Source organism: Streptomyces prasinopilosus (assembly GCF_001419695.1).
GTDB lineage: Bacteria > Actinomycetota > Actinomycetes > Streptomycetales > Streptomycetaceae > Streptomyces > Streptomyces prasinopilosus.
In genome coordinates, this window is record NZ_LIRG01000223.1 from 1 (window position 1) to 16,163 (window position 16,163).

Here is a 16,163-nt window from a genome sequence, read left to right on the forward strand (position 1 = left end):
GTTCCACCAGGGGTCGATGGCGGTCAGGGCGCGGGCCGCGGGGAAGGAGGGGCTGGTCTTGTTGGCGCGGTAGCGCTGTTTGATCAGCCATCGGCCCAGGGAGAAGCCCTCGTGGAGGGTGTCGTGGGGCACGGCCAGATGGCCGTGGGTCTCGGCGAAGGCCTTGGCGTGTTCGACAGCGGTGCGCCAGGGGTATGCACGGCGGGTGCGCGCGTGGGCGACCTCGGGCGTGACGCCGATCAGTGCTAGAAGCTGCTGCTGGTCTGGGTGGAGCTGGTCGTACTGCAGGCAGGCCCTGCTGATCCAGCTCCCCAGGACGGTGCCGGGGGAGGGGACCAGCCCGGCGGGGTCGAAGGGGCGGCCCGCTTCGACGTGGTCGCGGGCGCGGTAGTAGTTGCGCTGCCAGTGCAGGTCCCAGGGCGGGTTCCACCATGGGTCGGTCGCGGCGATCTCAGTCAGGTGGGGTGAGGGCGGCTGTCGCGGCCCGTCTTTTGTGCGCAGTGGCTGCTGCGTGAGCTGGGGTTTCTCAGTTGTATGGGTTCGTTTGATGCTGGGCTGACCTGCTGCAGTAGGCGCGGTGAGGGTTTTTGGCCCTCGGCCTGCGGCTGTGCAGTTTGGCTGGCTGATGTCCAGATGGTCTGGGTCGCTATTTGGATGGCGGGACCGTTGGCAGGCGGAGGGCGGGTCGGCCAGGGAGCGGTGCGGTTTTGGGGTGAGGGATGTCAGTGCCAGCAGCGATGATGGAGAGTGGTGAGCCATCAGGACCGGTAGGGGGATCCGTTGTATTTGAGCCGTGTGAAGGTCTCTGGGCTGAGAGCGAGTGCTGAGGGGGAGATCGAGTGTCATCTACCGGGCCGCTTCAGCGTTCTGATCGGGGCGAACGGAGCCGGCAAAACCACGATCACCGATTCCCTGTATCTGGCGCACACCAGCCGCTTTCCCCTGCTGCCCAGGCAGAGCGCGGCCGTTCTGGGCACAGGTGATGCTCAGGGCGTTGAGGTGCAGTACAGACTGGAGCACACCGCGAGTGCCGAAGGCCCCCTAGGACAGCAGATCCGGGGCTCTTTGCACCGCTCCGCCGACGGCGTCGCACAGCAATGGTTCAGCGGATTCCAGCGCAACCTCGGCACGATCCGCGCTCAGGTCGACCGGCACCGAATACAGCAACCGGGTTTGGGGACGGACCCGTTCAAGTTCATCTACCTGCCAGCCTGGCGCCACCCCCTGGATGAGCTGGCTCGTCGCGAGACCCGGATCCTTATCGAGCTGCTGCGCGCCCAGCAGGAACGCCTCGACGGCACCCGCAGCCTGGTGCCGCTGCGGGTGAAGGCCTCCCGGCTCCTGGAGAACCTCGCCAAGGACGGGCTCATCGAAGCCGTCGAAGAACGCATCAGCACCCATCTCGCCTCCCTCACTTCGGGTGTGCAGCGCCAATGGTCCTACGTGCGGGGACAGGTGATAGATGACTCCTACCTCGCGCGTGTTCTGGAACTGATGCTGGCCGTCATCGAAGGCCGCACATCGGCCCGCCCGCTGGAAGTCTCGGGTTTGGGCTACGTCAACCTGCTCCACATGGCCGTCACGCTGGCCGCGATACCCGACTCCGCCGCACGCGCCGCAGCCGCAGAAGAGGCGTCCGAGACCAGCGACGAACCCGGGGAACTGACGCAAGCGGAGGAGGAGCAACTGGCGCGGGAGCGCCGCGTGCAGGCCGCGGCGGAAGCCGAATCGGAGGCGGACTCCTTCTTTCCCCGCACCCCGTTCCACGCCACCGTCGTCATCGAGGAGCCCGAGGCCCACCTTCACCCCCAGCTGCAGCACGCCCTCGTGCGCTACCTGCGCAAGACCGTGCGTGAGCGTCCGGAACTGCAGATCGTGCTCTCCAGTCACGCCACCGACATCATCACCTCCTGCGACCCCGAACAACTGGTCGTGCTGCGGCGCACGCCGGACGGCCAGCGCGTCTGCCGGCCGATCGCCAAGATCCCGATGACTGAGCGTGACAAGACACTGCGCATGGCCCGCCTGCACATGGACGCCAGCCGCTCGGCCGCACTGTTCGCCGAGCGGCTCGTCGTGGTCGAAGGCGTGACTGAAGCCGCCATCCTCCGCGACTTCGGCAGGGCCTGGGCCGGTCCGGACGAGGCTAAGCGAGCCTTCATCGAAGCACTCAGCATCATGTACGTCGGGGCGAAGGTTGGGCCATGGACCTCACGGCTCCTGGCGACAAGGGGCGCGGAAATCTGCGCCCGGCTGGCCGTTCTGCGCGACAGCGACAAGCCCTTCGACGAACAGCCCGCCCCGCCCACCTGGCTGACCGACCACGATCCGGCCGTGGTGCAGGCCTTCATCAGCCACCCGACACTGGAGCCGGCCATCACCCAGGGCAACGAGCAGCTCATCGAGACCGCGCTGACCGACATCGGCGCAGCACCCATCGGACCGATCACCCCGCAGACGGTGCACAACCTGTTCAAGAGCGCCCGTAAAGGCAAGAAGGGCGCCCCCGACGTGCCGGCGGGCCTGCACGCCAAGGACAAGGCGGCCTTCGCCGACGCACTGGCCTTTCTCCTGGCCGATGCAGTCGAACACGGCAAACCGGTCCAGGTCCCCGACCATCTCAAGAACCTGTTCGACTTCCTCTTTCCGCACCCCGCAGAACCCAAGGACGAAGACGGCCCCCAGGAAGGAGAAGCAGAGGAGAAAGACGTCCCGCACGCCTTGCCGCCCACCATCCCTGACCTGCCCCCGGTCGACCCCGGCAGCCCTGCTGCGTCGCCGGCGCCCGTGCCCGCAGGAGCTTGGCCCACCGCCCCGGCGCAGCCCGCCAACACCGGCCCGTGGGCAGCCGGTACCTGGGGATCTGAACCGTGGGCAGCGGACCCATGGGGGGACACGGATCGTGACCCGAGCTGACGCCGCCAGCGCTCTCACCAGTGAGCAGCTGACCGCGGCCGGAACACCTCACCGCCGCCTCTACATCGAAGCGGCCCCGGGATCCGGCAAGACCACCGTGGCGGCTCAACGCTTCGGCATCCAGCGCTTCCACGGCAACGACCAGCGCGCCGTCATCGCGGTCAGTTTTACCCGCTCCGCGACCGCCGAACTCCGCGATCGCGTGCTCAGCCAATGGGGCCCGGACGCTCTTGCCTGGCCGCACCGCATCGTCACACTCGACACCATCGTGTGCGACCTGCTCACCCACCTCCTGCACACCGGCCACGTGCGGTGGCCCGCAGGACACCGCCGCCTCACCGTCATCGACCACTGGCGGGTGCTGCTATCCACTCAATGGACCGACAGAGAAACCACCGTGGCCCTGGAAACAGGCCAGGTAGTCACCCAGATCGTGCGACGGGCCGGGAAAGCGAACAGACCCAGCACCGTGGACGTCGGCGAGGCCCTGGCCGACGGGTACTGCACACACCAGGATGCACGCCATCTCCTCGAATCGGCCCTGGGCACCCACGGCGTTCGCGACGTCCTGCTCGCCCGCCTCGTCCAGACCGCCCGGGCGCTGATCGTCGACGAGATCTTCGACGCCAATGCCCTTGACCTGTCCCTGGTCCGCCTCGCCGCCGACGCAGGCCTGGAGGTCACCGTGGTCGGTGATCCGTGGCAGGCGCTGTACGGATTCCGTGGCGCCCGCCCGGAACAAGTGCCCTGCCTGGTCCAGGATGCCTGCTTCGTCCAGCGCGACCTGCGCACCTCCTTCCGGTGGAAGAGCGCCCAACAAGCCCTACTGGCTGACCAACTGCGCGCAGGACAGGGTGTGACCCTTCCCGAAGGACATGCCGAGAACATGGACGTCTTCCTCGCCCTGCGATGGAAACCCCTGTGGGAGGCCGGCCCTCATGTTCTGCCCCTTGCCTACGGATCGACCACAGGCCAGATCCACGAAGCAGCCTGCACCCTCCTACTCAGCGAAGTCACCCAGCGGACGTTCGGGGAAAACGCCACCTTCCACAGCGACGCCCTCATCACCCTCGGCATCGACCACGAGGCGGCGCAGCGCCTGCGCTCCCCCCTCCAGGCCATCGCCGCTGACCTAGCGGGCACGACTGGTATCGCCGAGATCTGGACCTCCCTCAACACGGTCGTCGCCAGCGAAACCGACCGTCCCCTGCCCAGACGACGCAACCACACCCACACCGCACGCCTGGAGAACTTGAGAGCCCGCCTCCACGCCTCTGCATCCCGAATTGTCCCCGGCCTCACCGCCCATCAGGCCAAGGGCCGCGAGTGGGACGCCGTCGGCGTGTGCCTCACCGGCCCGGAGCGCGAAACCCTGCGACAAGGCCTCAGCTCCGAGAGCGAAGACCACCGCAAGCTCTACGTGGCCCTCACCCGGGCCAAGCGGATGACCACTGCCGTCTCGGGAGACGTACAGTGACGGTCTTCTCTGCGGGGCAGGCAAACGACGGCCAGCCTTGCCTCACTGGTGTACGCGCCGCACATGTCGCGTGCCAGGCACGCACTTCGGTGCCTCGAATTTCTCGGTTCTACCCGGGCTGGATGCCGATGGTGGTGAGGAGATGTTGCTGCTGGGGGTGGAGGATGTCCCACCGGGTGCGTTGGATATCGGCCCACTGCTGGAGGGCGGGGGGATTGGGCTGGCCTGTGTGGTGATGCTCGCGGGCTTGGTGGTAGGTGCGGTGCCAGTGGTAGGGCCAGGGCGGGTTCCACCAGGGGTCGATGGTGTCGAGGGCGTGCAGGGTGGCGGGGGACAGGCGGCGTTGGCCGGCTTTGCGGCGTTGTTGGATCAGCCAGACCCCCAGAGGAAAGCCCTCATGGTGCCCGCTTTTGGGGACGCAGAGGCTGCCGGTCTCCTCGGCCCAGGCGCGGGCGTGGGCCAGCCCGGGGCTTGGGGGATAGGAGCGGTTCGCTTCGCGTCGCTGGGCGGTGTTCCGCTCTTCGGGGGTGATGTTGATGTCGGTGAGGAGTGCGCGCTGTTGGGGGGTGCAGCCGGTGCCAGGCGGCGCGCTGGGCGGAGGCCCAAGAGCTCGTGCCGGCGCTGATGGGCGTGGTGCGGGCGCGGTGAAAGGCGCGCTGCCAGCGCATGGGCCAGGGTGGGTTCCACCAGGGGTCAAGGGCGGCGAGGGCGCGGTGAACGGCATAGGCGGTCTTCGTGCTCTGGGCCAGGAGGCGTCGTCGGGCCAGCCAGGGCCCCAGGGGGAACCCGTCGTGCAGGGCGCGGTACGGCGTTGCCAGACTGCCGTGCGCGGCGCAGTGGGCGCGGGCGTGGGCCAGCGCGGTTTCGGCGTACGGGGTGACAGGCCGGGCGAGGGCGCTCTCCTTGGTGAGGCCGATGTCGGCCAGGAGGCGATGCTGGCCGGAATGCAGATCGTCGTAGCTCGTGGCCTGCCGGCGTAGCCAGGCGCGCTCGGTGGGAGCGAAGCTGCGGAACTCGTGCGTGGCGTCGAGCTGGTGACCGGAGCGCACCTGGTCGTGGATGTGCTGCCAGGCGCGCTGCCACGCCAGGCTCCAGGGCGGGCACCACCAGGGATCGACCGCGTCCAGCGCCTTCGCTGCGGCAGAAGGAGGCGCACCCCGGTGGGCGTCGGCACGGGCGTGCTGACGCTGTCGGCGCAGCCATCGCCCCAGCTGGAATCCGTCGTGGACCGTGTCGATTCCGGCGGCGAGGGTTTTGCGGGCGGCGTGGTAGGAGCGTGCGTAGCCCAGTCCGACGGCGAAGTCGGCCTCGTTCTCGGCGGGCCGGGCGGCGGCGCTGCGGGCCCGGTCCGCGCTCAGGCCGATCCGGGCGAGGAGGTCCTGCTGGTCGGGCAGGAGTGTGTCGTACTGGGCGCACTGGTTGGTCAGCCACGTGGCGAGGGCGCTGCCGGTACCGGGGAACCCGGCCGCAGCGTCCAGGACGTGACCGTCTCCGATGTGGGTGCGTGCCTGGTGCCAGGAGCGCTGCCACTCCAGGGTCCAGGGCGGGTTCCACCAGGGGTCGATCGCCGACAGCGCCAGCGCGCGGGGCGAGGGTGCGCCATGACGCAGCTGGTAGGCGCGGTCTTTGCTGCGCTGACTGGCCAGCCACTGCCCCAGCTTGAACCCGTCCTGGACGGTGTCGGCGGTCGCGGTCACCAGCGTGCCGTGGGCGCCGGCAAAGGCGCGTGCACCCGCGAGGGTGCGCTGGAAGTGGGTGGCCATGTGCTTGCGGCGAGGCCGCGCCGCCCGTACGGCCTCAAGGGTGAGGCCGATGCCGGACAGCAGGCGCTGCTGCGCGGGGTGCAGGTCGTCATAGCCGGTGCACTGGTTGTAGAGCCACTCGCCCAGGCCGAAGCCGGTGGTGGGAAAGCCGTGTTCGGGCCGCAAGGGCCCGCGGGCGCGGGCGTGGTCGCGGGCTTCGTAGTAGGAACGCTGCCACATCACCGTCCACGGCGGTCGCCACCACGGATCCAGCGCCTCGAGTTCCGCGACGTGTTCGGGCGGTACCGCGGGGGATTTCCGGTGGTTCGACAACCACCGGCCCAGCGCAAAGCCGTTGAACCGCTCGCCGATCGGAGCCGCGAGGTGGCCGTGAAGGGCAGCGTAGGCACGGGCGTGGGCCAGGCCGGTATGAAATGCCTGCTCGGGGGTGAGCCGAAGCCCGCGGCCCCGTGACGGGCTGCCTCCCACCGCCTCCGGCTTACGGCCCGCGTCGCGATAGGCCTGCAGTTCCCGGGCGATGGGCCGGGGCCGGTGTGCCATGTGCAGCGTCCACAAACGATCGGCGGCATCTGCACCAGCAGGGGACCGCACGCAGTGGTGCACCCATACCAGCAAGGGCCCGGCTGAGGTCGAAGCGATCTTCTCGGGCAGCCAGCCCCGGTTGGTGATCTGGGCCAGCTCGCTGACCAGAGCGGGCGTGTCCGCAAGGGTGTGCGGCAGGCGGCCGCCGCTCTCGGCGAGCAGCCGCCGCCTGAATCGTTCGTCAACGAGAACAGAGGCGAGGGCAACCGTCTCCGGGTAGGTGACCGCGTCCCTGGCCAGCAGCCGCCACCAGCCGGGATCGGTGCTTGGCGGCGCGAGCCTGTGTGCCCGGTGCGGCCACTGCTCTTCCTCAGGCCACTGCTGCGCCCACCAGGAGACGGCCACGGCATGGGCGACCTCGAACGCCTTGGACGCGTCCGGCCGATGGCGCAGCAGATTCAGGTGCCGCCGGTGTGCCGCGAGCATCTCCGGCAGCCCCGTCAGGTCGATCTGCTCGATGCCGGTCGGCGCACCGTCGACCCAGTGGGTGCCGAGCAGCCAGCGCCGGTGGCGCGGACAGATCCGGGTGTGCGGCTGCAAGTACAGCCGTGCAGGCTTGGCCCGTCCGGTGCGTGCGGCCGTGCACAGCCGGCAGCCTTCCCCCGCAGCCGGGACCACGGCCCCGAAGCGGAACCGCCCAGCCGTGCCCGCGCCGTCCGGCGCGGCGGGTTCCTGGGCGGTCCAGGCAGGCAGGGCCCGCTGAAGGATCTCCTCGGGCACGCGGCTGAACGCGCAGACGCGGGCGCGGGCTTCGGCGTTGAGGCAGACCTCGCCGTCCGTGCGGTAGCCCTTGAACAGGCCTCCGCCGACCTGCAGCAGCGCAGGGACGAGGTCTCTGACACCGAGCCGGTAGCGGTCGGCCAGCCGGTCCAGGTACGAAAGGTTCGTCTCGCCCTGCAGCGGCGCGAGCCGTACCGGCCCCGGACGTGCCGCAGCCGTACGCGGCGGCTGCGGCTGTGGTGGAAGAAAGTCGTGCATCGAGCAGAGGCCGTTTCCCGGCGGGCCCGGATGTACTGGCATCCGAGCCGTGGCCGAACGGGGGATCGGGGCGGACGGTTGAGGCAGACGCCGCCCGTCAGGGCTGACGTTGCGTGGGCATCCGGTGGCGCCTGGGTGCCCGGGCCCGTTGTTCGGCGGCGGTATCGAGCTCGATCTGTTCGAGCAGCTTCTTGGTGACCTTCTCGGTCCCATCCGGCAGGGACACCAGGGCGGCTTCGCGGATGAGGTGGGAGAGGCTGCCCATGCGTCCGCCAGTGCGGGCGTGCAGGTAGGCGGCGTGTGTGACCAGCGTGCCGGGCCGGTGCCGGCGCAGCCGCAGCGCGCTGTCCATGCCGTTCACCAGGGCATTCCAGACCTGCTTGTCCGCGCTGCTGCCGTAGCGCAGCGGCTGGTTACGCACGATCTTGAAGCGGCCGGCGAGCTGGGAGCCGCGCACGCCAGTCAGTAGCGGTGAGGTCTCGACGTCGATTCCGGAGTAGACGAACGTCGCCGGGATCCGCTCGCCGAGGTACTTCAACTGATCGGAGGTCTCGGCGCCGGCCCGGCTGCGGGTGTCCATCAGGTGCACGTCGTCGACCAGGACCAGCTGGGTGCCCATCTCGCACAACAGCTCGCACACGGCGTTGGTGATCTGGATCTGGTTCATCCGCTCCAGCGTCGGCAGGCCCAGGAAGCGGGCGAACTCGCTGATGAGCATTTTTGGGGTGGAGGACGGCGGCACGGTGATGAACAGGACCGGCAGATGTCCGTCCCGGTTCGGGTGGCGGCGCCGGTCGGCCAGTTCGACGGTGCGCCCGAGCTGCTGCATCGCGGTGGTCTTCCCGGTTGTGGCCGGCCCGGAGATGATCAGGCCGCGCCGGGCCCCGCCCTGCTGGCCGCGGTTGAGCAGCAGCAGACGGCGTACCGCGGTGGAGATGGTGTCCATCGCGGGGGTCTTCAGCACCACGAACCGCGCGTGGTGGTTCTCCCGCTGCTCCAGCGTCCACTCCTGGTCGCCGACGTCCCGTGCCGGTACCTGGGGCGTGTCGACGAACTGCTGCCACCCGTCCCACGTCGTCAGTGGACTGAAAGTGCTCGTGCTGGCGGGCTGGGCCGTCACCATGCCTGGGCCTCCTGGTACGGGTCGTAGATGCGCATGCCGCCCGCCCCGCCAGCGTCCGGCGTCTGCTCAGCGGCCTGGTCCCCGGCCGTTGCGGCCGTCGGCTCGGACGCTTCATCCGCGTGGCCTGCCGTGGCGTCCTGGCCGTCGGCGAGGGCGGCGAGAAGGTAGTCCTCGCCGCCCGGATCGTCGTCGATGTCATCCAGGCTGTCGTCGATGTCCCAGCCGTCGGCGTCCAGCGGGGCGGTGAAGGAACCGGGCAGCCCGAACGAGGCCCCCGGCGCGAGAGGCGCAGGCCACTGCTGCGGTGTGGTGACGGGGGAGGGATCGGTCATCTGTGCAGCAGCCTGGGCCCGGGCGGCTACCGTCCGCTCTCGTCTGCTGCCCAGTCCCTGGCTCGCGCGCCACAGCAGCGCATCCAGCGCCTGGGCGATCGCCGCCTCGTGTTCTTCGCGGCCCTCGCGGCGTTCCACGGTGCGGCGGACGTGGTCGAAGGTGAACGCGGTGAAGGGGCGCCGTACCGCCTCCGCGTGGACCCACGGCACCTCCAGCCATCCCTCGGGCAGGCGCACCCACACCCGGTTCGGGTCATAGGGGTTGTGATGCACCTCCCACCGACCGTTCTTGTCAGCCCGCGCCGAGCGGCGGCGCCGGTGGAGGTTCAGGCCGGGGTGGTCGTAGGTGCGGTAGCCGAAGCGGACGCCGTAATCGTTGATGACCTGCCACCGCACGGGCAGCAGCTCGACGTAGTCGTCGGCGGACAACGGCACCGGCACATACCCGGCCACCGCCACCAAAGCTGCCCACATCTCGTTCGGGGAGACGGCGACCTGCGGCATCATCGGATGCCGCAGCGCCTCGTGCCGGCGCTCCTGCCACCCGCAGATGACCCACTCGTCCAACAGCTCCTGCAACTGCGCCAGGCTCCAGCACGCATCCCCTTGCGCAGCCGTGCCCCGCTGGGAGACGTCCGAGCCGGTGTGGCCCGGCAGGTACTGGCTGAAGCCATCGGCGATGGCGCGGAAGGTCCGCTCCACGTTCCCCTTCGCCGGGCCGTTCGCCGGCGGCACCGGCTGCACCGACACCCCCAGGCTCTCGCACGCCGAGACGAACGAAGCCGACACGTACACCCGGCCCTGGTCCACCACCACCGTCTCCGGCATGATCACCGGCCGGGCAGCCACCCCCTCAAGCCGCGCATCCAGAGCCACCAGCCGCTCATACGGGATCACCGACCGCTGCATCGACAACGCCGCGTCCCAGCCCGGCCGCATCGCCGCCGGCACCACCATCTGCGCCAGCAGCATCGCTGCGTCCACCGACCTTGTGCCCACCGGACGCAGCACCGCCGCGCAGATGCTGCGCGTGGCCACATCCAGCGCGATGCTCAACTCGACCCGGCCGGCCACGCCGTCATCCAACACCGCCAGCACGTCCAGCGGCGTGCTGTCCAGCATCACCAGCTCACCCGGCCGCAGTGCCACCGTTGGCGTGAACGGAGGTGCCGGCCGCGACGCGTGCCATCGCCGCTGCGCCGCTGTTCCCAGCAGCCCCTGCCCGTCGGCCACCGCGTGCACCAGCCGGTTGAACGTCGACGCCGGCGGCAACGCCACCACCCCGACGCCGTACTTTTCTTCCAGCAGCCACCCCGCTTGGCGGCGCAGCCGCACCAGCGTGCCCGTCGACCGCTCCCGCTGCCCCTCCAGCACCTTCCTGACTGCCGCGACCACCCGCTCATCGGCCCGCCCCACCGCCGACCGCTCCCGCACCGCCCGGCCGTCCACCAGCCCCCACAAGCCCTCACTGCGGTAGCGCGCCCGCATCCGCCGCACCGTCGCCACACTCGCCGACCAGCCCGCCGCCGCCAACTCCTCCGCCTTCGCCTGCTCTCGCTGCGCCAGGCTCTGCGTCGCCGGATCGAACTGCTCACGCGGACGGCCCTGCCCGGCCGCTTCCGGGAAGCCGGTCTCCACCTCTCGCACATGCCGCTGCCAGGCCAACGCCCGCTCCCGCACCTCCACCGGCAGCGTCTCCAACAGCCCGAACGGCGGCACCCTTCCCGGCGTCGGCCCGCCTTCGGCTTCGAAGGACGGATTGGATAACAGGTAGGGCAGCAGCACCACCGCTACGGCACCTTCGTCGGTCACCAGCGTGGCTCGGGCACCTTCCAACACGCCCACCGTCCACACCCGCCCGTCGTAGCGAAGGCGCGCCCCGACCTCGACAACCGCCTGCGTCACGCCGCTTGAGCCTCCCACCGCGCCACCGAGACGGCGATACGCTCATGCAGCGGTTCGTTCAGCCGCACACGCAGCACACCGCTCCACAAAGCGTGAAAGACCGCGGGCCAAACGGCGATCGGGTCACCCAGCTCCCGCACCACCTCCACCGCCGGACGCGGACTGCGGAACGCCGCCATCAGCCTCGGCAGCCACGGTCCCGCCCTGTGTCGGGGGTGCCGGTAACCCGCCAGCCACCGCACATTGGCCACCAACACCGAATCCGGCGGCTCTGCGAACCGGTAGCACCAGCCCGCCGCCTCCGCAGCAGCAGCCACGATCCGCGCTCGCCCAGCCAACCGGGCAGACGGGCCGCTACGTCCTACGCAGTCGATCAGCAACCCACTGCCGTTCTTTAGCCTGGCTATCAGTTGCGGCGCATGTCGGACGACTCTGCCAGAGCCCTCATGCCACATCAGCTCTACCGGCCGGCAGGCCAACGCCACAACCGTCGGATCCCAGTCCAGCAGCATGAGCTGGGTCCGCATCGCACCGGACCCGTACGCCACCAGCTGCCCGCTGGTCGACGACCACCACCACCCCGGAGCAACGCGCCGTCCATACCGGATGGGAAACGGCCGTATCACAGGACAGTCTTCGAAGACGGCGTCCTGCGCGGCCTCGAGCCACGAGACCTGATGCGCCTGGCCCAGAGGATCCCGAAAGCACGCGTCGACCCGGCTAGCATCCACGGTCGCTGCGGACACCTCGGAATCACCCGCCGCATCTCCGGCCACACCAACAACTCCGCGATGCTCCATACCTGAAGCCAAGTACATGAGCAGAAGCGCAGATGTTCCGATTCGCGCCACTCACTCGAACGGATGAGAACCTCTCAGCCGCTCTTTAGTGCTTCTTACGCCCAGTCGACGCCCAACTGCGCGAGCGCAGCGAGCTGGTCAGCGTCCAGTCGGTCCCTTCTCGATCTGGTGTTCGAGATCCATACGCCCAGCTTCACGACCACCGGCTCCGTCTCGCCTTCGACCGTGATCTCCTCAGCATGGCCGCGCGGTACAGACCGATGACCTTCCCGCTCTACCCACTGTGTGAGGGCTGCAAGTCCGCGCTGGAACGCCTGCTGTGCCTTGTTCGGGCCCTTCGCCGCACGCCTGGCTGCCGGGGCGCCAGTCGGCGCTGGGGCGGGCTTGACGCCCAGCGCTGTCAGCCGTTCCTGCTGCTCGGTCGACAGCAGCTTCCACGTGGCTGGCTGGGTTTGCCGCTGAAGCCACCGCCCGATGTCATCGCCGTCCATCAGCACCCCGGGGGCGATGTCGGGCAGTGCACCGTCGGCGTCGACCAGGTCGGCGAGGACACGGTAGTGCCGTTGCCAGTCCAGCGGCCAGGGGCAGTTCCAGTCCGTATCGATCGCCGCCAGCTGCTGCGTGCGCTCCGCCACCCGCTCCGCATCTTTCCCCAGGCCGCCCTTCCTGCGGAGGTTGGCCATGTGCTGCCCGATGGGCACCATCGCCTCGCCCTCACCCCACACCGCGTCCTGCCGGGGCGCGAGGTGCCCCGTAGCTCGCCGATAGGACCGGAAGACGGCGAGCTTGTTCTCCCACGCCTCTTCGCCCGGCTCCCAGACCATCCCGGCCTCCGGCGCGTCCAGCAGCAGCTTGCGCCGCTCCTCCAGCTCACCCGCCCGCAGCGCCTTCCTCTGCTGGTGGGCCCAGCGGCCGAGCGGGAACGCCTTGGTCGTCCCGACTTCGACCTCGACGTCATACGGGATGGCGTAGAGGCCGGTGATCTCGTTCTCCTTCCGCCACCGGAGCAGGGCCTGGTAGCCCTCCAGCCAGACCAGGGACTCGGGCCGGTAGACCCGGGCGCGGAGGAAGGCCGCGATGGTCGCGGTGTCGCGGGGGCTGGAGAAGTGGAGCAGGGCGGCTTCGGCGGCGGCCTGGGTGTCGTCCTGCTTCTGGTCCTCGCCGCCGGCCCCGACGATCCGCCCGTCTTCGTCGCGCCGGACGTGGACCTTGCGCTTGCCACTCGTGAGGGCGCGGGAGGCGAGCTGCTCGACCAGGCGCTCATCATGCGAGCGCAGGCCCTGGAGCACGGCTACGAGCGGTTTAAAGCTGGCGGAGGCGACCATGTCGGTCGGGTCCTCGCCGGGCTCCAGGAACACCGGCACGATGATCCGCGCGACCTTGGTGGAGCCGTCCTTGTTGAGCCTCAGCGCGCGGCCGATGTTCTGCACGATCTCCACCTGGGAGCCGCGGGTGTCCGCGAAGCAGACGGCCTCCACACCCCGTTCGCCGGTGATGTCCACCCCTTCCCCGAGAACACGAACGCTGGCGAGGAAGGCGCGGTGGACCCGGCGCCCTGCCGCGTCGATGCCGTTGGCGAACTGCCGCAGGACTTCACGCCGTTCGCTGACGAGGTGGTCGCCGCACAGCCACGCCGACCACACCCGGTCCGGCGGGACGTGGCGGCCGGCTTCGAGTTCGTAGAACTCCGCGTCGATCGAGGACTTCGGCAGCTTGTCGGCGGCGGCCAGGTCGTCGTCGGTGGCGTCGTTGACGTACAGCTCGGCAGCCGTCTCTGGCAGCTTCTCCGCGAACGCCGCCGCCTCCTCCACCTTCTGGTGGAACGTCATGACGGTCTTGAGGTTCCACTTCGCCGCGTGCTCCAGGAGCGCGGTCTGCAGGAGCGCCAGGCGCCGGCCGCGCCGGGCTTCCTCGGATTCCCCGACGACGGGGGAGGGGTCGCGGATCTCCAGGACGTCGATCTCGAACCCGGCGAGGATCTCCCGCTCGATCGCCTCCGAGAGCCCGAGCTCCGCGAGCCACGCGCCGTACGTGCCCTCCGGGTCATCGGCCATGGTCGCGATCTCCGCCTCCTGGCCCTCCGCGCCCTTCTGCGGGCGGGCCGCGGCGAGGATGCGCGGGGTCGCGGTCAGGTAGAGCCGGAAGTCCGCCGGGATCCGCTGGTTGTCGTGGATGGCGGCCCACGGCCGACCAAGATCACCGGCGGTTCCGTGTGCCTCATCCACGATCGCGAGGTCGAACGGGGCCATGCGCTGGCCGTACAGCCGCTCTCCGCCCGCCAGAGCGGCCTCCAGCGGCCCGCGAACCTTCCGCTGGCCCTCGGGTGCGTCGATGTCATCGCGGTCCACCAGGGAGGCGTACGTGGCGAACACGACCACCGGCCCGGACCCGGCCCACAGGGCGAGCTGGATCGGGTGGGTGGTGGTCCGCACGCCCAGCTCCTTCAGTACAGGGTCGTTCTCCAGCGAGCACACCGCGACCATCGGGGCCCGGTGACCGACCAGACGCCAGGCCTGGGCGGTCTGCGCGAGCAGGTCCAGGGTGGGCACGGTCACGAGGATCCGGCAGTCCGCGAACGACTCCAGCGCACACGCGGCGGCTGTGATCGTCTTGCCCGAACCGGTCGCTGACACGATCGTGCCCCGGGCACCCCGCGGGGGCACAGATGACCTTGAAGGGAATCCAACCCACTTTTTGAAGCTCAGTTTCTGGTCTATTTGATGTCGCTTGAGTTGAACCTTGAGCATTACTTACCTCCTTCTTTTTCAGATCTCAGTTCCTAGATTGCTTCTATACCGGACCTACATATTCTGGTTGACCGTTTTCCTGCCACACAATGTGATCGCGTGGCACCCGAACAATATGAGGCCGCTCACCGATAGGGGCTTCTTTTTCGACTACATAGTATGTCCTGTAGTTGTAGTCTTCGGGAGGAGCGGAGATTCGGAAAGTATAGCCGGCAGGCTTATTGTCGTAACCCCATAGTGAAGGAAGTCGCACCCTGTGCGTCTTCCCATTCGAGGACACCTTTAAGGATGCCTCAAATTCGCAGGACCTCTTGCTGGAGAAAAATGTGATCATGATTGGCCGCTGATCACCTTGCTCAAGGGTCACGTTGAACTTCGCTGGTCGGCCTGGAAGGCCGTTAGCAAGTTCCCTTAGGACAGGCTTAGATTCCTCCACTTCAACGGCGTACTCCGCAGGACGCGTTAGCTCTCCTCCACTCCCTACTCCTGGAACTGTGAGAAGCGTCCGCGATTTCGGCACGGAACACTTCAGTTTGGAGATTTCAACCCCCTGAATGAGACTGGTCTTTTCATGGACGCTCAATGCGTTTACCGCGACGCTTGTGTAGTTGAGCGGTGTCCAATTTTTATAGAGCCATGCAAACGATGGCTTCTCGAAGTCGTACACCTGATCGTCAAAAACTTCGCCCTCATGGTCGTCCCCTAAGCCTCCATCAGTTACCCATCTTCCGGAAAGGTTGAAGGAGTCGTACGGCGTAAGTTTGAGAGGTGACCCTGCTTCGGTGCGTTCTTTATCGTCGACTTCCCCTTGTTCCCTTGCATCACTCCTGAACTGCGGATAAAGCGCAGCGCCTGCAAGGATGGATGCGAGGATTCCAAGAGCGATGGCGATGCGATTCGATCTCCGGGTGGCCGCTTGTGAGGCAGCGAGCGCTTCGCGCGCTAGCTGCGTCTGCTCACGCGCATACCTGTCGGGGTCAGAGGGCGTTACCCACACGGTAGGATTTCCTGGCTGGGGCCCAACCGGGGCCGTATCCGGAGTCCCGCTCTGGTGATGCTGGTGTGGTTGCCCAGCTTGCCCAGCGGGGTCGCTCGCCGACGGATGCTGTCCTGGCATGGCGCCTCCATGTGTCCCGTGTTTTTGCCAAAGGTACATGCTGTATCAGACAGATGCACGCGGTACAATGGAACCCACACGAACGAGCGACCCCCACCCCTCGTAGCCAGCCCGGCCCGCGCCAGCGGGCCCCAAGGTTCTGGAGGCGCAGCCGGAAGGACCGTCAGGCGAGGGAGCGCAGCGGACCCGCCCAGGAGTGCGGAGCACTTCCCCAACCCCCGTACCGGAGGCTCCACTAGCCGCACCTGACACCCCGCCAGCCACGGCCGCGCGATGCGCGGCCAGTCGGGCGCGCAGCGGCCGGCCCCTCCGCTCCCTGGAGCGCAGCGGAGGGGAGCGGAGGGGAGCGCCCTCGCACCGCGAGGGCCAGCGGGAGCGCAGCGACCGCTCCCCTTGCACATCGCGCAGCGATGTGGTACCCGC

General features: G+C 68.7%; 10 protein-coding genes. 2 read left to right on the forward strand and 8 right to left on the reverse strand.

The genetic code is table 11. The features are described from left to right. Positions 1-759 (reverse strand): helicase associated domain-containing protein (locus AOK18_RS30690; RefSeq protein ID WP_240503135.1); only part of this gene is annotated, 759 nt, incomplete at its 3' end. A 36-nt stretch (positions 760-795) separates the two neighbouring features. Between AOK18_RS30690 and AOK18_RS10875 the strand changes: the two genes are divergently transcribed. Next, the gene (locus tag AOK18_RS10875; protein WP_157865072.1) at positions 796-2,916 is read left to right on the forward strand and encodes an ATP-dependent nuclease; all 2,121 of its coding nucleotides are present in this window, start codon (positions 796-798) and stop codon (positions 2,914-2,916) included. Next, entirely contained in the window at positions 2,903-4,393 is a 1,491-nt protein-coding gene (locus AOK18_RS10880; RefSeq protein WP_055694194.1) for a UvrD-helicase domain-containing protein, read from the forward strand. Before AOK18_RS10875 ends, AOK18_RS10880 begins: the two co-directional genes overlap by 14 nt. Positions 4,394-4,502: 109 nt before the next feature. Here AOK18_RS10880 and AOK18_RS34160 read toward each other — a convergent pair whose 3' ends face one another. The 7 genes from AOK18_RS34160 to AOK18_RS32975 form a co-directional block, all read right to left on the reverse strand. Continuing rightward, positions 4,503-4,856 (reverse strand): helicase associated domain-containing protein, encoded by a 354-nt coding sequence (locus AOK18_RS34160; protein ID WP_240503137.1) that lies wholly within the window; start codon positions 4,854-4,856, stop codon positions 4,503-4,505. Further along, on the reverse strand, positions 4,789-7,716 hold the full coding sequence (locus AOK18_RS10885; protein WP_240503136.1) for a Helicase associated domain protein: 2,928 nt from the start codon (positions 7,714-7,716) through the stop codon (positions 4,789-4,791). The genes AOK18_RS34160 and AOK18_RS10885 overlap by 68 nt, the downstream gene beginning before the upstream one ends. A 97-nt stretch (positions 7,717-7,813) precedes the next feature. Next, entirely contained in the window at positions 7,814-8,839 is a 1,026-nt protein-coding gene (locus tag AOK18_RS10890) for a TniB family NTP-binding protein (RefSeq protein ID WP_055694195.1), read from the reverse strand. Continuing rightward, a complete protein-coding gene (locus AOK18_RS10895) occupies positions 8,833-11,076 on the reverse strand; it encodes a DDE-type integrase/transposase/recombinase (RefSeq protein WP_055694196.1) in 2,244 nt (747 codons plus the stop codon). Before AOK18_RS10895 ends, AOK18_RS10890 begins: the two co-directional genes overlap by 7 nt. Beyond that, positions 11,073-11,894, reverse strand: coding sequence for a TnsA-like heteromeric transposase endonuclease subunit (locus tag AOK18_RS10900; RefSeq protein ID WP_338119107.1), 822 nt, complete (start codon positions 11,892-11,894; stop codon positions 11,073-11,075). Before AOK18_RS10900 ends, AOK18_RS10895 begins: the two co-directional genes overlap by 4 nt. Positions 11,895-11,971: 77 nt before the next feature. After that, positions 11,972-14,623: a DEAD/DEAH box helicase gene (locus AOK18_RS10905; protein ID WP_079104950.1), complete on the reverse strand. Its 2,652-nt coding sequence runs from the start codon at positions 14,621-14,623 to the stop codon at positions 11,972-11,974. A gap of 43 nt (positions 14,624-14,666) precedes the next feature. Then, positions 14,667-15,620: a hypothetical protein gene (locus AOK18_RS32975; protein ID WP_157865073.1), complete on the reverse strand. Its 954-nt coding sequence runs from the start codon at positions 15,618-15,620 to the stop codon at positions 14,667-14,669. Positions 15,621-16,163 lie beyond the last annotated feature (543 nt).